This is a genomic window from Flavobacteriaceae bacterium (assembly GCA_014075215.1).
Lineage (GTDB): Bacteria > Bacteroidota > Bacteroidia > Flavobacteriales > Flavobacteriaceae > Polaribacter.
The window spans coordinates 3,010,758-3,033,101 of record CP046177.1 but is presented as its reverse complement, the minus strand read 5'-3'; the positions used below and the strand labels follow the sequence as shown (position 1 = coordinate 3,033,101).

At 31.1% G+C, this 22,344-nt stretch carries 30 protein-coding genes; 7 read left to right on the top strand and 23 right to left on the bottom strand.

From position 1 onward, the window contains the following. Window positions 1-21 precede the first annotated feature (21 nt). Both GKR88_15075 and GKR88_15070 read left to right on the top strand, forming a co-directional pair. A complete protein-coding gene (locus GKR88_15075) occupies window positions 22-369 on the top strand; it encodes a helix-turn-helix domain-containing protein (protein ID QMU65478.1) in 348 nt (115 codons plus the stop codon). Beyond that, on the top strand, window positions 332-1,564 hold the full coding sequence (locus tag GKR88_15070) for a helix-turn-helix domain-containing protein (protein ID QMU65477.1): 1,233 nt from the start codon (window positions 332-334) through the stop codon (window positions 1,562-1,564). The genes GKR88_15075 and GKR88_15070 overlap by 38 nt, the downstream gene beginning before the upstream one ends. Before the next feature lie 242 nt (window positions 1,565-1,806). On the opposite strand, the gene GKR88_15065 is transcribed toward GKR88_15070, so the two are convergent. The 7 genes from GKR88_15065 to GKR88_15035 form a co-directional block, all read right to left on the bottom strand. Then, the gene (locus GKR88_15065) at window positions 1,807-2,298 is read right to left on the bottom strand and encodes a hypothetical protein (protein QMU65476.1); all 492 of its coding nucleotides are present in this window, start codon (window positions 2,296-2,298) and stop codon (window positions 1,807-1,809) included. Between the two features lie 11 nt (window positions 2,299-2,309). Beyond that, window positions 2,310-3,221, bottom strand: a complete 912-nt coding sequence (locus GKR88_15060; GenBank protein ID QMU65475.1) for a hypothetical protein — start codon at window positions 3,219-3,221, stop codon at window positions 2,310-2,312. A gap of 979 nt (window positions 3,222-4,200) precedes the next feature. Beyond that, window positions 4,201-4,461: a Txe/YoeB family addiction module toxin gene (locus GKR88_15055; protein ID QMU65474.1), complete on the bottom strand. Its 261-nt coding sequence runs from the start codon at window positions 4,459-4,461 to the stop codon at window positions 4,201-4,203. After that, complete coding sequence (locus GKR88_15050; GenBank protein ID QMU65473.1) at window positions 4,462-4,710, bottom strand: type II toxin-antitoxin system prevent-host-death family antitoxin; 249 nt, start codon at window positions 4,708-4,710, stop codon at window positions 4,462-4,464. A gap of 37 nt (window positions 4,711-4,747) precedes the next feature. After that, window positions 4,748-5,731, bottom strand: coding sequence for a tyrosine-type recombinase/integrase (locus GKR88_15045; protein ID QMU65472.1), 984 nt, complete (start codon window positions 5,729-5,731; stop codon window positions 4,748-4,750). Continuing rightward, a complete protein-coding gene (locus GKR88_15040; protein QMU65471.1) occupies window positions 5,721-6,713 on the bottom strand; it encodes a tyrosine-type recombinase/integrase in 993 nt (330 codons plus the stop codon). The genes GKR88_15045 and GKR88_15040 overlap by 11 nt, the downstream gene beginning before the upstream one ends. Window positions 6,714-6,819: 106 nt before the next feature. Beyond that, window positions 6,820-8,343, bottom strand: a complete 1,524-nt coding sequence (locus GKR88_15035; protein QMU65470.1) for a hypothetical protein — start codon at window positions 8,341-8,343, stop codon at window positions 6,820-6,822. Between the two features lie 138 nt (window positions 8,344-8,481). Between GKR88_15035 and GKR88_15030 the strand changes: the two genes are divergently transcribed. After that, complete coding sequence (locus GKR88_15030; GenBank protein QMU65469.1) at window positions 8,482-8,829, top strand: helix-turn-helix domain-containing protein; 348 nt, start codon at window positions 8,482-8,484, stop codon at window positions 8,827-8,829. Between the two features lie 7 nt (window positions 8,830-8,836). Here GKR88_15030 and GKR88_15025 read toward each other — a convergent pair whose 3' ends face one another. The 7 genes from GKR88_15025 to GKR88_14995 all read right to left on the bottom strand — a co-directional run bounded on the left by GKR88_15025 (window position 8,837) and on the right by GKR88_14995 (window position 14,389). Next, entirely contained in the window at window positions 8,837-9,079 is a 243-nt protein-coding gene (locus GKR88_15025) for a hypothetical protein (GenBank protein ID QMU65468.1), read from the bottom strand. A 124-nt stretch (window positions 9,080-9,203) separates the two neighbouring features. Then, window positions 9,204-10,079 carry a hypothetical protein gene (locus GKR88_15020; protein QMU65467.1) on the bottom strand — a complete coding sequence of 292 codons (876 nt, stop codon included), beginning with the start codon at window positions 10,077-10,079 and terminating at the stop codon, window positions 9,204-9,206. 100 nt (window positions 10,080-10,179) lie between these two features. Then, entirely contained in the window at window positions 10,180-10,512 is a 333-nt protein-coding gene (locus GKR88_15015) for a hypothetical protein (GenBank protein QMU65466.1), read from the bottom strand. Further along, window positions 10,499-10,747, bottom strand: coding sequence for a hypothetical protein (locus tag GKR88_15010; protein ID QMU65465.1), 249 nt, complete (start codon window positions 10,745-10,747; stop codon window positions 10,499-10,501). The genes GKR88_15015 and GKR88_15010 overlap by 14 nt, the downstream gene beginning before the upstream one ends. Before the next feature lie 65 nt (window positions 10,748-10,812). Beyond that, window positions 10,813-11,688 (bottom strand): tyrosine-type recombinase/integrase, encoded by an 876-nt coding sequence (locus tag GKR88_15005; protein QMU65464.1) that lies wholly within the window; start codon window positions 11,686-11,688, stop codon window positions 10,813-10,815. Continuing rightward, window positions 11,685-12,593: a tyrosine-type recombinase/integrase gene (locus GKR88_15000; GenBank protein ID QMU65463.1), complete on the bottom strand. Its 909-nt coding sequence runs from the start codon at window positions 12,591-12,593 to the stop codon at window positions 11,685-11,687. The genes GKR88_15005 and GKR88_15000 overlap by 4 nt, the downstream gene beginning before the upstream one ends. 191 nt (window positions 12,594-12,784) lie before the next feature. Beyond that, on the bottom strand, window positions 12,785-14,389 hold the full coding sequence (locus GKR88_14995; protein ID QMU65462.1) for a hypothetical protein: 1,605 nt from the start codon (window positions 14,387-14,389) through the stop codon (window positions 12,785-12,787). Between the two features lie 145 nt (window positions 14,390-14,534). On the opposite strand from GKR88_14995, the gene GKR88_14990 reads away from it, so the two are divergent. Together GKR88_14990 and GKR88_14985 are read left to right on the top strand one after the other, a co-directional pair. Next, entirely contained in the window at window positions 14,535-14,924 is a 390-nt protein-coding gene (locus GKR88_14990) for a helix-turn-helix domain-containing protein (protein ID QMU65461.1), read from the top strand. 478 nt (window positions 14,925-15,402) lie between these two features. Then, a complete protein-coding gene (locus tag GKR88_14985) occupies window positions 15,403-15,624 on the top strand; it encodes a hypothetical protein (protein ID QMU65460.1) in 222 nt (73 codons plus the stop codon). Between the two features lie 46 nt (window positions 15,625-15,670). Here GKR88_14985 and GKR88_14980 read toward each other — a convergent pair whose 3' ends face one another. Beyond that, on the bottom strand, window positions 15,671-15,913 hold the full coding sequence (locus GKR88_14980) for a helix-turn-helix domain-containing protein (protein QMU65459.1): 243 nt from the start codon (window positions 15,911-15,913) through the stop codon (window positions 15,671-15,673). Between the two features lie 166 nt (window positions 15,914-16,079). Between GKR88_14980 and GKR88_14975 the strand changes: the two genes are divergently transcribed. After that, window positions 16,080-16,520 (top strand): hypothetical protein, encoded by a 441-nt coding sequence (locus GKR88_14975; protein ID QMU65458.1) that lies wholly within the window; start codon window positions 16,080-16,082, stop codon window positions 16,518-16,520. A gap of 581 nt (window positions 16,521-17,101) precedes the next feature. Here the strand turns inward: GKR88_14975 and GKR88_14970 are convergent. The 4 genes from GKR88_14970 to GKR88_14955 form a co-directional block, all read right to left on the bottom strand. Next, on the bottom strand, window positions 17,102-17,641 hold the full coding sequence (locus GKR88_14970; protein QMU65457.1) for a hypothetical protein: 540 nt from the start codon (window positions 17,639-17,641) through the stop codon (window positions 17,102-17,104). A gap of 144 nt (window positions 17,642-17,785) precedes the next feature. Beyond that, window positions 17,786-18,643, bottom strand: a complete 858-nt coding sequence (locus tag GKR88_14965) for an IS3 family transposase (GenBank protein ID QMU65456.1) — start codon at window positions 18,641-18,643, stop codon at window positions 17,786-17,788. After that, on the bottom strand, window positions 18,643-19,014 hold the full coding sequence (locus GKR88_14960; GenBank protein QMU65455.1) for a transposase: 372 nt from the start codon (window positions 19,012-19,014) through the stop codon (window positions 18,643-18,645). The genes GKR88_14965 and GKR88_14960 overlap by 1 nt, the downstream gene beginning before the upstream one ends. A 192-nt stretch (window positions 19,015-19,206) precedes the next feature. Next, window positions 19,207-19,398 (bottom strand): type I addiction module toxin, SymE family, encoded by a 192-nt coding sequence (locus tag GKR88_14955; GenBank protein QMU65454.1) that lies wholly within the window; start codon window positions 19,396-19,398, stop codon window positions 19,207-19,209. Window positions 19,399-19,457: 59 nt separating this feature from the next. Between GKR88_14955 and GKR88_14950 the strand changes: the two genes are divergently transcribed. Then, window positions 19,458-19,676, top strand: coding sequence for a helix-turn-helix domain-containing protein (locus tag GKR88_14950; protein ID QMU65453.1), 219 nt, complete (start codon window positions 19,458-19,460; stop codon window positions 19,674-19,676). Window positions 19,677-19,739: 63 nt separating this feature from the next. Here the strand turns inward: GKR88_14950 and GKR88_14945 are convergent, their stop codons facing one another. From GKR88_14945 to GKR88_14930, 4 genes are read right to left on the bottom strand one after another with little or no spacing between them, the layout of a single operon-like run. Continuing rightward, a complete protein-coding gene (locus GKR88_14945) occupies window positions 19,740-20,114 on the bottom strand; it encodes a hypothetical protein (GenBank protein QMU65452.1) in 375 nt (124 codons plus the stop codon). Between the two features lie 25 nt (window positions 20,115-20,139). Then, window positions 20,140-20,493, bottom strand: coding sequence for a hypothetical protein (locus GKR88_14940; protein ID QMU65451.1), 354 nt, complete (start codon window positions 20,491-20,493; stop codon window positions 20,140-20,142). After that, window positions 20,490-20,681, bottom strand: coding sequence for a hypothetical protein (locus GKR88_14935; protein QMU65450.1), 192 nt, complete (start codon window positions 20,679-20,681; stop codon window positions 20,490-20,492). Before GKR88_14935 ends, GKR88_14940 begins: the two co-directional genes overlap by 4 nt. A gap of 33 nt (window positions 20,682-20,714) precedes the next feature. Continuing rightward, on the bottom strand, window positions 20,715-22,208 hold the full coding sequence (locus GKR88_14930) for a type IV secretion system DNA-binding domain-containing protein (protein ID QMU65449.1): 1,494 nt from the start codon (window positions 22,206-22,208) through the stop codon (window positions 20,715-20,717). Between the last annotated feature and the right edge of the window lie 136 nt (window positions 22,209-22,344).

Here is a 22,344-nt window from a genome sequence, read left to right as displayed (position 1 = left end):
ATCGGCAATTAATAGCATATTATGAATACAGATTTTGGGTATAGACTTAAAGTAGTAAGAGAAGAAAAAAACTTAAAACGTGAAGATGTAGCAAAAAAAATTGGTACTTCTGCTGCTATTATTGGACGTTATGAGCGTAACGAAAGAACTCCATCTATTGATATTGCCAAAAATATTGCACAAGCTTTAGAAGTATCTTTGGATTATTTGGTTGGTGATACTTCCGTTTTATTAAAGGACAAAAAAATGCTCTACCGTATTGAGTTGCTACACAAAATAAATCCTGCCTACAAAGACAGGATTTTATATATGCTGGATGTAATGCTTAAAGATGCTCAAAACAACACACTGCAGGATAAGTTGGCCTAGTGGTCATTTTATTAATGACAACAAACTCACCCTTTATAAATTTTCTTTTGATTTAATGGTAAATAATTTAAACTTCAATATTTTCAATATCATTATTATCTCTGGTGTTTTACATGGGGTTTTCTTTAGCTTAATTACTCTGATCCAAAAAAAAGATAAGCCTGACAACATAACTTACTTGTCTTTAACTGTTTTGTTCTTGTCTTTGAGCAATTTACAGTATTGGGTTTTTGATACTCTTATTATTGATAGGTACGAATTTTTAAAATACATCTACATTCCATGGCAGTGGTTAGTATTACCTATGTTCTACCTATATGTATATAAATTTATTGGAACTCGTTCAATAGGCTTTAAAAAAATAAGTCTATTGATAGGACCTTTCGTTATTATTGTTTTTATCCACATTTTACAATTGCTCTATAAATTTGCAATAAATACAGGCTATCAAATTCCTTCTCATTTTAAAAGAGGTGTATTTGTTTATCTAGAATTTTTTTCAATTATTTTCAATGTACTGATTATGTACTTTACATATCAACTTATTGTAAAACACGAGAATGATAAAAGCTATAATATTCACTGGGTCAAATCTGAAACTAACTGGTTAAAAAAACTTATATACATTGGGTTGACAATATGTGTCTTTTGGCTATTTGCTATTGTAATCGTAGTTGTTTTTAATCTAAATAAATCCTACTTTTTTTATCCAATGTGGATTGGAATTTCGATTTTAGTGTATTGGATAGGTTATGTAGGATTGATTAAATCCAAACAACTAAAAGAAAGAATTGAGCTAAGAAAAAAGCGAATTAGAAACTTTAAATCGAGACTTAGTAAGGACAAATCAGAGCCTAAATCATTTACTAGAATAAAAAAACTAATTGTTGAAAATAAATTATTTTTAGACCCTAATTTAAACTTGACAAGTCTCTCGAAAAAGTTAAACCTTAGTGAAGGCTATATCTCCAAACTAATAAATGAAAATACTCAATTAAATTTTAATGATTTTATAAATGGACTAAGAGTCGATGAAGCTAAAGATATTTTAAAAAACGAAGATTTTGACAATTATACAATACTGGCCATTGGATTAGAATCAGGATTTAATTCTAAGACAAGTTTTTATACCACATTTAAAAAGTACACCGACACTACCCCTAATAATTTTAAAAAATTAGTTCGGGATTTCTAACTACTTCATAATACCGAACCTCTAGTCTGCTAACAAGTCGTAATATTGCTAATGAAGAATTATCGTAAAATTTATAATATAAAAATCTGACCTTTGTTATATCAAAAACCAAAAGATCAGATTGTTATTGAATCAGGGGATAATTGCTAGAAAAAGTGAAAAAATGATCAACCCTTAAAGAGATTATGAAACGTAATTCCTAACGATCTAAAAATCGTTAGGAATTTTTCTTTGTGAAACCCTCAATTTCCCTTTGAGGGTTTCTTTTCAAACAAAAATAACTCGCCTACCTTATAAATACTATCGTAAGGTGGTTTTTTTGTTACTATTTCTCTCCTGATAGTATCTTTTATTTTATGAAAGTGAAAACTATCTCCATAACCCAGTAAGAAACTTCCTGAAAATATCTCTCCTGAAGCAGGGCTCATGCCAATACGATAGGTATAATCGTCTGTTTCCCTTAAAGGAAGTGTCTTTTTTGCACTATATTTTCCATATCTAAAACCTTTTTCAACAAAAAAAACTTTATCCTTTGCTAGCTGAATACTATCTGGTATAATTTTGTAATCCAGTTCTTTTACAAAAACACCTCTTTTTTTAGAAGCCTCTATGGTTCTTGAATATCCTATACCTTCACTCAGTTTATAGGTTCCTTTACCGCCAGTAATTATATAAAAACCAACGATTAATAGTACACAAACGCCAATTATAAGTAAAAAGATTTTTTTTATCATAACCATACAAATTAATCTTCTGGGTAGCTAAATGTTCCTTCTCCAAATTCAATATTTACCACTCTTAATGGTTTGGGGACTTTATTGTAACTCCTAAAGTTATTATGCCATCCAAAATTGATAAACCATTCGTTGGGGAAAATGTTATTAAAATTAGGTTTTGTAAACTCTTTCCCAGTAGCCATTAAAGCATTTTGAGGTACATCTACACAAGAAGCCCCACATACACCATAATATTCTGTAGCTTCTTTATAAGCAGCCTGATATGCTAACTCGTCTTGCTCCTTAGTTGTTTGAACTCTTATGTAATTGTTATAACTCTCTCCATCGGAGTGAGCATCCATATATTGTTTATTTACAATACGCATTACTTGAGTAGCCGTAAATCCTGTACCTCTAAAATCAGTTCCTTCACCTGTATTAAGATCATATGCTATATCTCCTAAATCAGGAGCATATGAACTTCCAAATAAACCATGGTTTTCAGTTCCATTTTTAGAAACATATCTCCAACCATCTTTATCATTTCCTATTAGTGTAGCTGTGTGTCCTAATCCTCCAACTGCCATACTGGAATTAAGTATAATAATATCTCTACCATCTGGGTCTCCATATAGTATTGGATTATTGCCCATTCCCATATAAGGAGATTGATCTAACTTTTTAATATCATCAGGTGTTAACCAGCGCATTAATCTTGCATCATAAAGCCTTCTTTCAAAAGAGTTTAAACCAGTTTCTTTATCCTTTTCAGAAAAATTTCCCTGATAGCCATACCTATAATCTCCTACAATATCTCTATTTGGCATCGCCATCCCACCTGAAAAGTAATCTAATACATTTTTTTTCTGCACCTGACCGTTTTTCCTATGTACTACCTTTAGAAAATTATTTTTTTCATATGTAAGCTGTCGGCATCCCATTTGAACCTACAATATATAAACTTCTGATTAATTCCACGCTTCAAAAATCCAGTATTTTCGTGCCTCAAAATCCTCTGTATTTTTTCCGCTTCCTTTCCCTCGGTATGTTACATAATTGGCATTATAAGTTCGCTTCGCACAGTTTTTAAGGTGTTATTTTTTGTTGTTTAAAAACTGTCATTATAATGTAAATTATGTAAAATACTCCCATTCGCCTGACTTCCAACGCTCACTTCTGAACTTCAATTGATATTTTTAGATTTGATTGTAAAAGATTGTGAAGACTAACGCCTTTCAGTTGTTTCATTCCGATAATAGTTGAAAATCCTACGCTTTGCCAACCTCTTTTTCAACTATTATCGGAACGTTTTCAGAGGAAGCAAACGTTTTAAAAAGATGAAGATTTTGGCGAGGCTGGATTTCGAGCGCAAAGGCAATCTTCAGCTTTTTAAAATGCTAGCTTAAATGGCGATTGAATGTCGCATTCCAATGATTGAACGAGTTGTGTAAAAAAACAAGCAAAGAAGTAAAGCAAGCTTTTTCGCTTGATGTCTTTTTGTGAAGATTTTTTTATGCAAATTCGGTGCGTTGGCTTACGAAGTAAATAGTTCAGTTTTCCTAGTGCGATGGAAGAAGTCGCTGCAAAAAGCGTTGGAAGTGCGGATATTTTACATAATAGCAGTTATAGCTACGAAAATATAAGAGTTTAGCGATAGCGTACCATTGAAAGGATTTTTGCTACTATAACTTCTATTATGTAAACATAGCTTGGGGCATTTTTTGGCTTTCAGCGGTGGGAACAGCTCTTTACTTTTTTGTCGATAATCGACTTTTAAATATTAAATTCTATTGCAAAAAAGTAATGTGCTGTGTGAGTGATTTGGCAAGCCAATAAAATGCAGAAGTGTGGCGAGCGGAACAAAACAAAAAACAGAGGATTTTGAGGAACGAAAAAACTGGGTTTTGTTTTGTGGGGGTTTTACTTTCCGTAATGATAACGACAAGCTGCAATCAAGATTTGTTCTTTTTCGTATTTATAAACCAATCGATGTTCTGATGTTATTCGCCTTGACCAATAACCTTGTAAATCGCCTTTTAAAGCTTCGGGTTTTCCTATACCTTCAAAAGGTGTTCGCATACAACTTTTAATCAGTTCGTTAATTCGTTTTACTATTTTCTTATCGACTTTCTGCCAATACAAATAATCTTCCCAAGAAGATGTAGACCACGTTAATTTCATCTATTCGATTAAGTCGTTTTCTATTCCTTTTCCTGCTTCCAGTTCTTTGATAGAGTTTAATAAAATATCTCTGTTTTTCCCTGTTAACAGATAAGTAGTTTCTTTTAATGAGTTGTATTCATCCAATGATATTAAAACGAGGTCTTTACCACTTTTACGCTTGATAATGATATCGCTTACATCATTGACTACTTTGTCGAACCAATGCTTTAGATTTGAACGAAAGTCTGTATAGTTTACTGTTTCCATAATGCAAATATATAAAAAAGTACTTAATTAAGTACTTTTAATTGATTGGATGATATTTATTGATATCTTCTTTTAAATCTTCCAAGTCGTTTATTAGATAATTTTCAGTAGAACTCACGTAACGATGTCCTGCAAAATATTGTACTTCTCGAAGATTATAAACCTTTAACCAACCAGTAATTACAGAAGCTCGTATTTGTTTTACGCTTTCAACTTGGCTATTTTGTTTGTGTAATTCTTGCATCAGTTTTTGCATTACGTTCTGTAATTTTAAACTGCTTCCTTGAGTAACAAAAAATAAATCGGTTTGCTTATTGGTTTCCTGTAAAATGGTTTCTCTTGTTTTGAGTTGGTACTCCATAAAATCAAGGATTTGGTGTGCTTCCAGTTTTAAGGTTCTTTCGTTGCTTCTACGACTGCCTTTTATAAACATTTTACCTTCTCTTAATTTTACATCTTTGATAGTTAAACTTTGTAAATCGTTAGTATTTAAACCTTGATAAACCAATAGACTTACTATAATTTCATTTCGATTTTTGGATAAACTTTCACTTTTTAAATTCTTATAATCAAAGTAGATTTTTTCAAGTTCTTGTTTGCTTAAAATGTTGTGCAGTACTTTACGCTTTATTCCTTTTATTTGAATGTTTACGGTTGGATTTTCTGCTACAAAACCTAATTCTTGCAAGTAGTTATAATATTGCTTTAAACTCGCTAAAACAGTTTGTATCGTGATTTGTTTTACCTTTCCTTTTTTGCTTTGTATGTAGTGCGTAATATCGTTATAACTTACTGCTTCTTCTATAATATTCTCTTTATTCAACCACTTTTTATAAAGTTCAATATCTTTTAAATAACGTTCACTACTTTTTATACTATAACCTTTTTGAAGTAGATATTTTATAAACTCTGGTTGGTCTTTTTCATTTTGTAAACGTTGCAATAATTCCAGTTCTGCATCTTCTGTAACTTTCTTTTTACGTGTTCTGCTATCTTTAGTTTTACCTAATTTAATTGCCATCTTCTTGATTTATTAAATGAGTATAAACTTGTGTTGATTCTAAACTATTATGTCCTAAAAACCTACTGATATTTTCTAATGGCATTCCATTGGAGAGTAAATGTGTAGCAATACTATGACGTAAAACGTGTAATCGTACATTCTTTTCTTGTAGTTGTAAATCGTGCGTTCTTTGTTGCAGTAATTTTAAACGTATTGACATTGATTGTGCTGTTAATCTGTTTCCTCTTTCGTTGATAAAAAAAGCACTTTCTCGTTTATCTTTGATTAAATTAATTCTACCATCATACACGTAATCTTGTAAATATTTTGAGTTAGTTTTATTAAATGGCACTAACCGTTCTTTATTGGCTTTTCCTTTTCTAACGTGTAGTATCTGTTTATCAAAATTAATATCGTCAACTCTTAAATGATAACCTTCATTTCTCCGCAATCCACAACCATAAAAGACCGTTAACATTGCACAATCTCGTAATGCAATCGCTTCAAAAAAATAATGTGGTTTTGTGTATTTTATATTCTTGGGATAGAGTTGTGTTGCTTTGTAAAGTTGTTGTATTTCCTCTGTGGTTAAAGTCTCTATATGTTTGGTATCGTCATTCTCCCAATCTATGTTTAAGGTTGGTAAAATCATTCTACCGCTTTGGCGTAAATACTCTGTAAACTTATACAATGCCTGTAAATGTTTATTTAAACTACCGTTGCTTAATGCTCCACCTTTTCTGTCGTTACTTCGTAATTTTAGATTGTTGTAATGTTCTTTTATAATCCCGTTATCTAATTGATTGATGTTATTGATATTGTTCTGTTCTAAAAAGTAAAAGAGTTCTCGTATGTGATTTGGTAAGTTGTAAACCGTACTTTCTGCATAGCCTAAAATATCTAACCATTCTCTAAATGATTTCTCGATATATTGGAAGCTCTTGTTTTTTAGTGGCAGTTTTCTCATAATTTGCGTGTCGAGGCTCTCGACTTTTTTCATCGCACTTATCCATTTTTTAGATTTGTTGCGATTTAAGTTTAAGTAATTGATTTACTGTGTAGTATTTCGCAAAAAGAGTACTTGCGAGTTAATTGCGACTTGCGTTTTATTTCTTCTTAATATTCTGTAAAGCCTTATCTAATGCGGTTTGTATATCCTTTTGCAGTTTATCATAATCTTTAGATATAACCAGTTCAAACGTATAACTTCTTGTCTTTTTATTGGTGTTGCGTTTGATGTAACCTAATAATTGTAATTGCTTATGATAGTTACGTAACGTACTTTCTTTGATGCGTAATTGTGTTCTAATTTCTAATCCTGTAAACTCTTTCTTCTTTTTAGATTTTAAATACGTTTTAAGGGTTTCTAAATAGTTTCTGCAACTTCCTGTGAGTTCATCACTTTTACGTAATAACACTTCTTTTAAAAGCATATTTGCATTTTCAATATCTTCCAATGTGGTTTCGATATATATTTCTCCTGTTTCTTTGTCTGTTTGTTGCTCTCGCTGATATTGATAGTAAAAAGTAATCGCTTCTATAAATTGTAAATAATGGTTATTGGTTCTTCTTGGTTTAAATACGGATTGTGGAAGATTGAGTTTATTAGCAAAAGGATTTCTGACGGTAACCGTCTTTAGGCATCTTTGTGTATTCTGTAAAAATTCTTGTATCTCTTTTTGTTCGTAAGTATTGATTTCACCAGCAGATAATTGTCTTTGATATTGCATTATTTTTTCATCTTGCGTTGTACTTTCATCAAGATAAATTAAAAAACTACGATTCGCATTATCCTCGTAAATATGTTCTTTAGTAGTACAACCTGCAACACAAACAGGACCTTCAACAATTAAATATTTTGTTTGAGTTTCTCCTTTATTATTTTTACTTGCTATAGTTTTTACTATTCTTTTTTTAGTTTGTAATTCTCGTAACGGATACAATGCATTTTCTGCTCCGTCTAAATCTTCTATTAATATGACTTTGTTTTTTAGTTCTTGTTTTCCAAAATAGTAGAATGCATTTTCGCTTAATGTAGTAATGCTTACACGTTCTTCTTCTGGAATAAGTTCGCCTACTTTTTCTTGTAAATGTGTCTTTCCTGTTCCGCTACTTCCTAAACCAATAACGTGTAAAGGTTGTTCTCTTTTTCTACTTGTAAAGATGATGTACATTAATAAGCGGTTGACTTCTTCTCCAATAACTCCAGATTTTCCAATGAGTTCGTTTGTCTTGGTTAATAAATCTTTTTGCTTTAAAAAGGTTTCTGCTTCTTCCAACTCTTTTTTCGTGAGTTGTTTTACTTTAACTTTTAAATCTTCTGTTCTTTTTTTAATTTCTTGTAAACGATATTTCTCTAATTCTTCTGTAAGTTCACTTAAACTAGCTGCTATAATACTTGTGCCTATTTCTAACTTTTCTGCACATTTTCTGATAAACTTTTCTAATTGTGTATCGTTGTATAAATCTAAATTATGTCGTACTGGTGGTCTGCTACTTTGTTGTAATTGTATTTTTAGAGTAACACGCATTCTGTCTAATCCTTCTAACTTTATGCCACCTAAAACTGTGAGTTGTAAAATTTCGTTTTCGTAAATTAATTGGTCTGGGTTATTAGAATTTAGTTTCATAAAAATATTTTATTGTTACACTTTGGCTACAAAACTAAACAATATGTAAGACATATACAAAACTTTTGGATTTGTTTTTATCCAAACTATGCTGTAATTTTGCAAGAACCTTTACATAACGGTAATTAATAGCATATTATGAATACAGATTTTGGATATAGACTTAAAGTAGTAAGAGAAGAAAAAGAGTTGAAACGTGAGGATATTGCAAAAAAAATAGGCACTTCTGCTGCTATTATAGGACGTTATGAACGAAATGAAAGAACTCCTTCTATTGAGATTGCTAAAAATATTGCGGAAGCTCTTGAAGTAAGTTTAGATTATTTGGTGGGCGATACTACTGTTTTATTAAAAGATAAAAAAATGTTGTATCGTATTGAGTTACTACAAAAAATAAATCCTGCCTACAAAGACAGGATTTTATATATGCTTGATGTAATGCTTAAAGATGCTCAAAACAATACACTACAAGATAAATTAGCTTAATTGTTTACTAAAATTTAGATTCTAGATTTTCATCACAATGACTTTCAATTGCAAAATATTTTAAATATTTGTCTCCCTTATTCGCTAGATAAATAGTTTCTCTTTTAGATTCATAAGGGTTAATTGATATCCATCCACCTCCATCTAAAATATATTTATATTTAGTATTATCTATACAAAGTATTCCTTTAATACCAATATCTATTGTACCAAAACAATAATTCCAATCTTGTGAAACTATAGTATCCATCTTTTTTATTAGAAAGATTAACTCTTCCTCATTTGGCGGTTCCCAATTATCAAAAACCTTATCTTTTTTCTTCGTATTATTAAAATAAATAGATGATTGTATTTCTATATTATTCTTTTGAAAATTAAGGGTTTGGCTCCAACATAGACCTATAAACCCGAAGAGCAAAAATAACAGTACCACCTTCACCAGCAGTTTTTCTTTGTAATGTTTCATGTGCAAAAAATTGTTCATTATGCATATTATATTTATTGTGTAATCTGTTTAAAAGATTATGAACAGCTACAACTTGTTTATATGGCAATTCATCCCATTTACCATCTTTATAATTTCCAACAACTTCTATACCAATAGTATTTTGATTATCATAAACACCATACCATTCAGGGTACATCTGTTTTTTTGTAGGATACAAATGAGAGGTTCTTCTATTAATACTGGCTGTTTGATAAATAGTTCCATCCTTACCAATTAAAAAATTTGTTCCTGCCGCTCTTTTTTTACTTCTCCAATACCTCATAGTTGATTCCGCTGTATTTGAAACTGTTCTATGCAACACTACTGTTTTAATATCTTCTTTAAAAAAATTTCTTTCAAGTGATTTTATTGGTGTATATACTAAATCTATTCCTTGTAGTTGTCCCGTGTTAATAACAATATCATCTAAAATTGAACCATAAGTATCATTACTCCAACCACCAGATTCTGTAAAAGTTAAAGTTCCATAATCTGTATGCTCAAAAGTATCTCCAACTTTTGCATTATCTGGACAAGTTGTACATCTTCCATCAGGGTCTATTACTCTAGCCCAATTATTACCCATAGCTAAATAAGGTGAGTGAAACTCACGCGCAGGGTCAATAGTCAACCAACGATTAATTCTCGGATCATATAAACGAGCTTCAAAAGCCACTTTCCCAATTTCTGGGTCTAATTCTTGTCCTTGATAATTGTATCTATACGGTTCTCCGTTAATAATTTGTCGATTAGGCATCACCATACCGCCGAGTTATCACCCTATACAGTTTTCATTATTTTTTTCAAAGAACTTCCTAATATCAAAGAAACGAAAAAAGCAACGATTTTACAATCATTGCTTTTTATTTTTTCAATCTTTTAATAATAGTTTCTAAATCTTCGGGGTTTTCTTTATTGTTCCAAAACAACAATAATTCAATCTCCTTTTTTGCTTCGTCAATATCGAAAAAAAGTGTTGTTTGTTTTGAAAGCACAAAAGAATTTATTTTTACATGCTTGAAAAACTTTCCTGCTATAACACCAGACTCTAGCTTTTCTATAAACTCATCAACTAATGTCATAAATTTGACTACCTCGTTGATGTTCCATTTTAAATCAATAAAATTAAGCTCTCTTCCGTATGTTTCATCTGCTAAATCTGACCAAACAACTTGATACAATTTATCCTGCGACATTATATTTTTCTCTATACTTAGCCATTACATCTTTGTGAGGAGTTACCTTTCCTTGCTTAACTTGCTCTCGACTTATCATAAGTAACTCTTGAACTTGTTTAGGTAATTCATCAAAAAAATCAACTTCATCTTCTTTGGTGTAAGTTTCATAAAGCGTATCAATCATACGTATAAATTTATCATCTACAAGATGAATAGATTTTTGCCATTTATTTCTTAATTCTGCTGTACTCATATTACAAATATACATAATTATACCATAATTTCCTATGTGTTAAAACAACAAAAACTATTCCAAAACTACAATTTCAATCGTTCCATAGGATGCACAATTGCTAGTTTTGTTTTTAGTTTTTCAATATCTGACGTTTTATAACGAAGCATTGAAGAAGCATATTTAATACCTGATAAATATTGTGCTTTTCTGATACCATGTTCTTGTACCCAGATACTCATCCTTGACTCCTTTAGCTGTGTCAAAGATTCAAAACTTGGAAATAGTATTTTTAGCTCCTTAATTTTTCTTTGCAAAGCATTGTTTACTTGAAAACCATTGCCCATAGAAAAAAACAAATGATTGGTTTCTTTTTTTGTTTCAATAAGTAAACGTGGTCTGTATTCATACATATATGCCATTAAGTGTGCCATTTGTAAGGGATGTAATTCTATCGTTCTCGCATTGGTTCTTCTTGAAGATGGAACATAAACAGTTACTTCTTCTAAATTCAGATGGTTTAATTCTAAAGCATTCAACTCTTCTCGTTTTAATCCTTGAAAAATAACCAAGCCCAACATTACCTTATCTCTCCTTTGAATATAAGTTTTAGCTTCAATAGAATGATACAACTCTTTTAATTGTACCTCTGATAATAAACGACTAGGCAATGTATTTTCTCGTTTTTTATGTTGAATTAGGAGTGCAGGATTTTCTTGACGTTCAATACTTTGGTAATAATGTTTGATAACCCCTAATAGCTGTCGGGTTCGATTCACAGACAATCCTTTTTCTACACAATATCTTTTATAAGTATATAAATCATCTAGGGTTGCCGATGCATTATCTATACTAAAATTATCACACCATTTAAAAAAAACGTTGAGATAGTTGTTGTATTTATATGCGGTTTTTTCTAAAATTCCACGTTGAATTAAAAAGGTTTCAAAAGCTGTTTTCATAAGTATTTTGGTGCTTTAGTGTATTTGATATGCGTATACATCTGACTGCTATCAATACTACGATGTCCTAAAAAAGTAGCTATTTCTTCAATGGAGAAATCACCTAGTAAATGGGTAGCAATCGCATGACGTAATCTGTGGGCTGTAATGGGTTTGTTGATAGTTGAATATTTTGCAATCCCTTCAATTTTCTTTTGAATGCCGTTAAGAGATAAACGTTTACCACTATTGTTCAGTAAAAAAGCAACTTCATGATGGTATTCCGCAAGTAACAATTCTCTAACTGTATACAAATACATTTCAATATTTGTTTTTACTTGTGGAGACATCGGTACGTCTCGTTGTGTGGCTGTTTTTGATTTTTGAACACGTATTACATCTTTTGACATATCAATATCTTGCATATCTAAATTGTGTAATTCGCCTTTACGAAGTCCACAGCCATATAAAATGCTCAATATGGCTTTGTTTCTGATGCCATTAATAGAATTGTCTGTTTGTTTAAAAAGTGATGCTATTTCGTCTACGGTTAAAATGTCTTTGGGAATATCTTGTTTGTGATGTTTGAGAATAAAAAAAGAGGTTTGCCCTACAGCAACGCCTTGTACAAATTCCATCAACCGAAGTACAGCTTCTCTATGCTTTTCTATATAAGCATCAGACAAACCACCTAATCGTCTGTTATTTTTTCGATGTTTTAAATAGCTAAAGTAATCATCAATAATCCCTTGGGTAACATTTTTAATTTCAATGATGCTTTTAGATTCTAAAAAATGTAAAAATTCTTTGGAAAGATTTACAACGCTTGTAATATGAGATGTAGACTTCCCTTCATCCATTTTTCTTTTTTCAAAAACTTTGAGTAAGTCTTGAAAGTTTGTATTGTCTAATTGTAATTTTTTCATCTATTTTTTTGTGGTAATTCCTTTTTTGCTTACTGTCTACTACTTACTGCTAATATCTCAAGGCATTGGCATCCCAAAAATTAACACCTTCTTATATCCATAATTTTTTGTTTTTCAAATCTTCTCTTTTGCCCTTATTCTATAAATGTTTCCGTTATGAAAAACAAATGATTTGCCAATGAGAAACAAACTCAAATAGTTCCTGTTTTTAGTTCATCTATTAACTTTTCATAGGCGGCTACTTTGCTATTCGCATCTTGCCATTCTAATATTTTGTACTGGTAACCAATTCTATTATTTCCACCAGAGCGTTCTATCTTTCCATAAAGCTCTAAAGTTTTTAGGTGTCGTTGCATCGTTACGGGTGATTTACCAACTGCTTTTCTGATTTCTTTTAACAGAAAGGTTTGGCTTAAGTAATCACTTGGATGTTGCTTTTTTATATTTTTCTTAATGGTATTAAAAGTACTTCGTACATTGAAATACAATTCATCGTCTTTCTTCAACCAGACTTCTCGAAAGGTTTCCAATGCTACAATCATATATTCAGCTTTAACATCAATATATTGTTTGGTTTTTGTCAGTTTAATATCTACTTGATACTGATGTAGTAGGGTAATACAATTTACTACTTGTAAATACTGACTCATCGCTTTGATGTCATTTCCAAAAAAAGTTGTAATGTTTACTTGTTCTATGATGGGATTGTAAATAGAAAAGGATTTCAATCCTCTTTGGATGTGTTGCAAGATTTCTGATGCTTGATTACTTTTTTCACTATCCCAAAGACCAGATAGTTCTTTGACTTCTCGTTCGTAGATTTTCTCTTGGGTTTTATTGGTGTTTTTTAAGGGAATGCATAAGGCGTATTTACTACCAAAAACGGGATGGTAATCTGTACTAGTATAACTAATCAAATTAATGGTGGACGTAACATCTTTTTTTTGGGATTCGTAGTTTCCAGTTTTTGCATCACTTTGAGTTACTAATCGCTTGGATTGTCCTTGTAATAAATATTCTAATAAGGTGTTGTCTTTTTCTTTAATACTATCTAGCTGATGTAACATTAAAGTTTTATGATTCCAAAAATCTGGTGTTGGTGGATAAGATAAAGCGTGTTTGCTTATGGTAGTTACTTCATGTAGATGTTCTTTAGGAAGTACTTCTTTGTATTCTGAAATTAACGCATGTGCCAACAGTCTTGGTGCATTTACAATCGTATGCAAAGGTTTGTCTGTTATTCTTGATATGGAAGTAATGAATAATTGTAACCCCAATCGTGCATCACTGATTCCTGCGCTTGCTAATAAATTTGAAATTCCCTGTACTACATTTTCTTGTTTTAAAATGGTTTGTGCTTCTTGTTTGTATCTTGATGGAATTGCAATTACAGGGGTTGTAAATTTCTCTTTATTACGTCTGTAGTTGTCCAAGCGTTCTATACAATCATATAAGATATTTTGAAAACGTAGGCTTTCAATTTTTAAGCGTTCACATACTTTGGTAATTACATAATCGACTTGATTGTCATTAAAAACATCTACCAAAGAACTTCTGTAAATCTCCATTGGAGAAATGGTACCTACTTTGTATATTTTTAAACTCACACGAAGAGAGGATAACATCACATCATGGATGCCACCAATTATTTCAATCACAATATTTTCACTTTTAAAAACAATATAATCGGGATTCGAAATATCCAATCCATAGGTGTTGCTTCCCTCCACAGCATCTGCTATTTTCGGAACAATAAATTCCGTATTTTTGGGCGGTATGTTTTTAAGTGGTTTCAATAAATAATATTACAAAACAAATTACACAATAATTATTTTCAAATATAAACTAATTTGTTTATAAAAATAAATAAAACTTGTGTTTTTTGGTTTTTATAGATTTTTACCCTATGTTTGGGCGATAATTGACATTAAAACACCTCAAATGGAGCCTACACAAGCATTGTTACTCGCCAGCATTAAACGTATTCGTAAAGAAAAAGGACTCACACAAAAAGACGTAGCAGAAGGCTGTGGGATGCTTGTGCCTACTTATTCACGTTTGGAGCGTGGGGGTTCTAATCCGAGTTTAGCCTCTATTGTTCGAATAGCTGCTGCACTTGGTGTTGCAGTTGTAGAATTGTTTCAATCTTCTGATATTAAAGATCGTTCGTTAGCGCAGAAACTAGAAATGATTAATTCCCTTTCTGAAACCGACAGAGGTATTGTAGAAATCTTAATTGATACGGTATTGGAGAAAAGTCGTTTGGAGCAATTGCAGGATGTGAAGATGAAAAAACGTTTGGCGGAATTGGAGCGAGTGCGTAAATCTTAAAGTATCTTTTTATTTCTTTTCTTTTTGTTTTTTTCTGTTTTGTTTTCTCTTTTTGCTTTAAAAGTTAGCTACCAAATTCCTTGCATCATTTTACCTGTTATGCTATACTATCTATGTTAAGCAATAATCATTATTAAGATTTAAGACCAGAAATAGACATCGGATGATTTTTGCTTAACACTTAAATCTTTTATTCCGATGTCTATTTTTGGTACTATATTATATGAAATCACAACAATTTTGGAAATGGATAGATGCATCACTACATAAACGTTAAGATTGGAATGAACAGCTTGAAGGGATAGCCCAAGGAGCTACAAATCGTCCTTTAAAAGATATTATTGCTTTTGACGAGTGGCTTCAAAAACTCATCGAAAAAACAAGTAAAAAAATAAACAACCCTATACTTGATGCCTTCCATGAATTTAACAGCAATATTGATAGCCTTGAATGTTTTGTTATTCTCTTAGGAAGCAAAATGTACGAAAGTATTATTGATGATGCTTCGGAATTAAATAATGCAAATTACCTTAAACAATATGAAGCTGTAAAGGATGTAATAAATAACTTTTCTGATACACCTAATTATATTTTCTACTGGCGAACGGGCAAACAAATGAAAGATTATAGAAGTAATCCAAAGGCTTTAAAAGAATTACAGAAAGTAGTAAATAAAAATCCTGGTAAATGTTACGGTTAATCCTGCAACTAAACAAACATCCTAAAAAAGGTGTTTTTATTTGCAATTACTTTTTTGTATCTTCTTTTGGAAAATCAAATAATTCCGACATTGTTATTTCAAACGCATTGGCTAATTTTCTGAAAGTTTTAAGTGTTGAATTATAACCTCTTTCTATTCTCTGAAGTGAACCTTTATCTATATTAGTTAATGCTGACAACTCCGATTGCGATAATTTATATTCTTTACGAAGTTGTTTGATTCTCTTTCCAAATATTTTTTTTAATTCCTCGTCATTTGAGTACATCATCGTATTAAATATTTATGTTTTAAAACTGATGGAAAGTATTAGTATTCTTAAAAATAATTAACGGCGTTTACGCCGTCTTTTTGAATTAATTGTTTATGTTTGCCCTCCCTAACGGCTCAAATAGAACACTCCAGTCGAGCCACGGAGTAGAAAAACTATATAAAAAATGAAAAAACTATATTATTTAGCATTTACAATTATTGTAAGTTCAATATTCAGCTGTGGAGTTTTAGGCACGGCGGTTGGTGGTGATTTAGAAAGTTATGAAGCAGAATATAAACTACCTATTAAAGATGGCAAAACCGTTGCCGAGAGTTTGCGAAACCTTGAAAAAGCATTAGTAAATCTTAAACTGAACAAAAAAGATGAAGATAAAAAAACGCTTGAGACAGATGTCTATATGATTTTGGTTTCCTATTCAAAAGTGAATACAATTACAGGTGTAGCAACTGGTAAGCATACTATTAAAAATGTTACTGCTACTATTGTTTCAAACGAAGTTATTATTCGATTAACTATTAATTATTCGACAAACTTCTATGCTTCGGCTAAAAAAGGAAACGAAGAATTGTTTGATAAAATTAAACGAGAATATGAGAGTATCTAATTGTCTTTTATATATTAATTCGCTGGCAAATGTCCTAAGTCGCCTGTGGGCTTTTAGGACATTTGGTTTGGATTTTCCTAAGTCGTAATTGCCAAATTTCAAATGGCAAAACTTTTAGGACAATCCAAAGCCAGATTGCAAGTTTAATTGAAACTAAAGTTATCAATAAAACTTGCATCTGGTTGAGGGCTTCCCTCAAACTCCCTTTTACCACCACCAAAAAAAATAGAACGCTTTTTTCTAGCGTTCTATGTCATTGGATCTGTCTAAATCTTGTTGGTTTCTTTGTCTTTGTAAGGATGCAAAACGCTCCTTAGTTTTGTCTTTTTTTAATAGTAGCAATTGCAAGTCAATTCCTAGACTATGTTTAAAACGGTATTTTCGTTTTCCAAAATAAACTCCTGTTAGTTTACCATTACGAGAATAGGTTTTGAGGTTGTTTTTTTGCAGTAATTTTTCAAATTGAGTAATGCTATTACTTTTTTGAAAATAATATTTTGCTTTTCCAAAGACGATATCCTTATCTGATAATTTTTGTTTCCTTTTCTTATATTGAGTTTCTTTTTCAGAATAGGCTTTGGTTAATTCTTTTTTTTTAAACCATGTCGTACCACACTATCTTCCAATTGAGGGTACTTATTAATTTGGTATGCCTGGAGCTGGTTTTTTATATCAGATAGGCGTTTTTTAGAAATTCTCGCACTCTTATAATCTGATGTTTTTAAACCGCTAAAAATTAAATGTGCGTGATAATTTTTATTCTTCTCAAAATGCACCGCTCCAACACAAAGCATTTCTTCATTACTTCGTAGTTTGATGTATTTGTTGACCAAATCTTTAATAATAACTCGGTTTAAATATTTGGTTGATTTATCCGAAAAAGAAATCACTTCATGATAACAAATCACCGATTTATTGGCATAAAAAGATTGTCTTCCCTGTTCTAAATTTTCAAACTGTTTTGCCCATTTGTCTTTATCCTCAAAGCCTCGTATGTGCTGTTTAAAAATCAATTGATTTCCTTCATTGTCTTTGAGTGGTTTTCTAGCATCAAAGATGTATTTAATCAGTTTTCTAGCGGACTTTCTATCACTTGTGTGAGAAATACTTTTTACAATCATTTAATGGGTTCTAATAGCGTTTCTAGTTGTTTAAAAAGATCGATTAACTCCTCATAACTTTGTTGTAATTCTGAATAATTATTTTCAAAATGGAGCATTTCTACTGTCTCGTCCTAAAATAGGGCTACAGTTAATTATTAAAATTTATGCTACATTTTTGTGCACGTAATTAGGTGTTTTATAATCTAAAGATAAATGTAATCTTTTATTATTATATAATTTGATTGCATTTTTTGTTGCTTTTTTGGCGTGATTGATATTTGTAAATGTTTGGTCGAGGAAGAATTCATCTTTTAAAATTCCGTTAACTCTTTCGGCCATTGCGTTTTCGTAGCAATGATTTTCTTGGGTCATACTGATTTGTATCTTTTTTCTTTTCAAAATTTGAGTATAAACATTGCTACAATATTGTATTCCTCTATCAGAATGATGTATGATTTCTTCGGTATTTTTAGTTTGATAAATAGCTTTATTTAAAGCTCTAACACAGCCTTTAAGTTCTAAACTATCACTAATATCATAGCCTACTATTTTTCTTGAATACATATCAGTAATAAGTGCTAAATAACAAAATCCATTTATAGTTCTTATATAGGTAATATCCGAAGCCCAAACTTGGTTAGGTCTATTAATGATCAGGTCTTTTATGATATTTTTATATTTATAAAAACGATGGTAAGAGTTGGTTGTTTTAGAAGAATATTTTTTCCTTCTAATTAACAAATTATTTTCTTTTAAGATTCTAAATAACTGGTCTCTACCTATATTTATATTCTGTTTCCTAAAATCATTATGTAAGGATTTCATTAGCTTTCTAGTACCTTCTCTGGGTAATGTTTTCCTGCTTTTTTTAACAAGCATTATTACATTTTGTTCTATTTGTTTTTTAAGAACAAACCTTTTTTGATATTTGTAATAAGCATCTCTTTTTAACTCGAAAGCATTACAAATAGTAGCGATGGCGTACCTTCTTTTTTTTCTATTAATCGGTGCTATTTTCATTAAGGCTTTATGTTTAAGTTTTTTTTTAATTCTTCAACATTTTTATAGCCAAGATTTTCAGCAGCTACTTCAAGATAACTATCATTCACAAGTTTATCTAGATCCTTTTTAATAAGAAGATCTTTGAGTTGTTTTAGCTCTTTTTGAAGGGCTTTAATACGGGATAATTCGTCGTCTGTTTGCACGGTTACACGGGTGTTCATTAAATCTTTACGGTCATATTTTTTAATCCATACGTTTATCGTACTAGATTGTATGCCGTAAGTTAAGGCAATTTGTCTTTTGGAATGGTTTCCTTTGGTAAGTTCTGCTAATACTTTGAGTTTAAAACTCTCACTATAACGTCTTACATATCCATCATTTTTATACATATACTTGTTGTTTTTTGTATACATATTTCAGGACGGGTCATACAATATCATAACGATTTAGTATATGAAAAGTAGCGGACTTAAAAGCACTGACTTTTCAATTTATACCTAATGCTAAATTTACAAAACTAACTTTAAATGAAGCACTTAAACCGCTATTTTTTATATACCGTGTTGGGCGTATGTTACTTTTCATTCGTTTTTGTCAGTTAGTGTAATAGTCAGTTTATTTTTTTGTTGGTCAATCTCAATTTCTTTTCCGATTTCAAATCCAAGTTCTCTCAACCATTTTCCTTCAAGTCGAATTTCAGGAACAACAGCATATTTACTCCATTCGCGAGATTGGTATTTTTGATAAATTTTTAGCTTTCTAAATCGACTCATTAAAAACTTGTTCGTTATGACGAACACAATATATAAATAATTTATCGAAATTCGGTATAGTGAACACAAAAGAATTAAAATATTTTAAAAAATTAGGTGCTAAAATCAAGCAATTAAGAGAAGAAAAAGAGATTGACCAAAAGTCTTTTGCTTTTGATTGTGGAATTGGAAGAACTCAATTGTATATGATTGAAAACGGAAAAACGAATCCTCGTTTGTTTACTTTGATGAAAATTGCTGATGGATTAGAAATTTCGGTTTCTGTACTTCTAAAATAGCTCAATTTTACTGTATTACTTTAGATGTATGATTCCACTTTATTTGATAACCAACAGATTTTATCATTTTATTGCCAATTGCGCCCAACTAAGTGATAACAGACGTTTGATTGCTATAAAATTCTTTGTATCGGTAAGTGATTTTGAATTTCCTGTACTATCTTTTGCATAATCAAGTGCCATATCTTTTAAAAAACTAGCGAGTTTTTTTCCGTTTTCAATCGCTAGTTGTTGTATCAATTCTTGTTCTTTTTTTGAAAAAGAAATACTAATATTTATATGCGTTTTGTCATATCTACGCTTTTGATATTGCTGTAAATACAGTTTACGAAACACTTTACGAGAATATGCTATTTCTTCTGCTGTGCCTGTTTCTAAAACACCAGTAGCATCTAAATACTCTTGTACATTTGTGTATGGAAATTCTGTTGTGTTCATTTGATTATCTTCCTGTAAATCGTTTTTAGCGTTCAACATCAACATCTAAAGAATCTTCATTTTCATTAGCCTTATCTTGGGCTTCTAATGCTTCAAATCGTTCCTTAATTTGTTTTTCTGTATTAGGTGTAGTTTTCGTCTCTTTTTGCATTTCTAAAAAACCTTGATGCTCCTCCGCAATCATTTGTAATTGTTTTTTCCGTTCTTTCTCCCTTTTGTTAATCCATTCTTGACGTTTGTTTTTAGATTTTTTCCCTGTCCATCTATCTACTTTATTTTCTAGTTGTATAGACAGGGTTTCCAAGCCTTTTTCAGCAAAAAAAAAGGCTTTATTTAGTACGGATAAAATGCCGAACATAGAAGTGTTTTTTGTTTTCATTTTTTTAATGGTGTTTTAAATTTGTTATTCAAGATGCATTCAATACTATCCAATCGCCTTTCTATTCTTTTTGTAAGATCTGATTTTTTTAAATCAATTTTTATCACTGCACAAAAAGCGATGCACATAATAAGTGTTGTAATTGCTTCCAAAAATTTCATTTTTACGTCTGTTTTGTTGTTTTTCATAATTTGTATATGCTTTATCATTAAGTTATTTATCTATTGTACTGCTTTACTAACTACTGAATCTTCTATTGCAACTGCACCAATCAACATATCGATTGGCAAGAGTTCAGGCATAGGATTGTTCGCAAAAATCTCTGGCGTTGGTATTTCTGCTTGTTTTTTCATTTTTCTATCTACATAGTAAGGTTTGATACTTTTTAGCTGTATAGGTCTTTCATTATTACACAATAAAAAACCTCCTTCTTTGGTATGACTGTGCATCACTTCTTCAGGAGTAAGTACTTCTCTTGACAGGGTTTTTCCATCTTTTTCATAAGAATACCTTCCTAAAGACTTGCTAATATGAGTAGCCGTTTCTAAATCTTGTTGTCCTAAATAAAGTACCGTTCCTGTATTCGCTTTTAAGGTAGTTGCTCCCTCTTTTCCATATAATTCTATACATTGGCTATAGGACTGAAAACCAAAGACACCGAATGCTTTAAACTTACGTATTTGACTGGAAATAAAAGGGATATAGCCCTTATCCATCGTTCGGACTGCCGACATTTCATCCGCTAAAAATCCAATAGTATTCTCTTCTTTTTTTGGAATTCCTGCATCCATGATATGGGTAAACCACGCTTTTAGAAATAATGAGTTTAACCCCATTAATCGTTTTTGTTGGGTAATGGAACTTTGAATCCACAATATTTTTTTCTGAGAACGATAGGATTCCATATCAAGTGTAGTGCTGGAAGTGGTACGAATTATATGTTTATCTTGCCAAAGATTGAGAACTGACAAAGTGGATGAGAAAATGCTGTTCAACATTTTTTTATCATTGGCTAAAATTGCCTTTAGATTACTGTATAAAAAATCATCTGCGTATTTGGCAATTAGCATATTCATTTTTTCAAATTCTCCTTGTAGTTGAACAACGAGAAACCGTACGTTGTATAAATTGGTAAATTTATTTGTGTCTAAAACCAATTCTAAACCTTTTAAAAGTTGAATTATATAACTAATAAGTGAAGCGCTAAGATTTGCCCAAATAGGGTCTGTATTTGCATTCTGCGTAGTCGTACTTGCCACCAAGTCTGATGCAAAACGGTGGATGTCTTGGGGTTTTAAATCTTGTAGAGGATTCCACGTCGTCGTACTTGCATTTGCATCAGAGAAATTAACGATGTCTTCCCCATCAAGATGTTCTTGTAAACTACCGCCAGCGACATCTCGTAATTCTTTTGCTAAATCTAAACAGATGAATGAAATTGAAGATAATTCGCTATAAGACAATAAGTTATTTAAAAATATACGACTCGATTTCCCTGCCCCAGTTTTTCCAAGCAATAACATTCCGCCTTTTAAAGTTTGGTCTAAGGCGATGTATTTATCGCCAATTTTAAGTCCATTGCCTTTTTTGTGTTTTCTTTTGAGTATTCGTCTGGCATTGCCGGTCCTTCCTCTGTAATTGTGTTTACCACCAACGATTAGTTGTAATAAACTGTCTAATCCGTCAGAAATACTATCTAAAATATCATGTATCATATATATGTTCTATGCGTTTTATTATTATTAATTATTTTTCTTCCAGTTTCTTTTCTCTATATTCTTTCTTCTTTTTATCTAATCGACCTATTTTATATTTACATCAATTAGCTTTTTGAAGGCAGAATTGAATGCC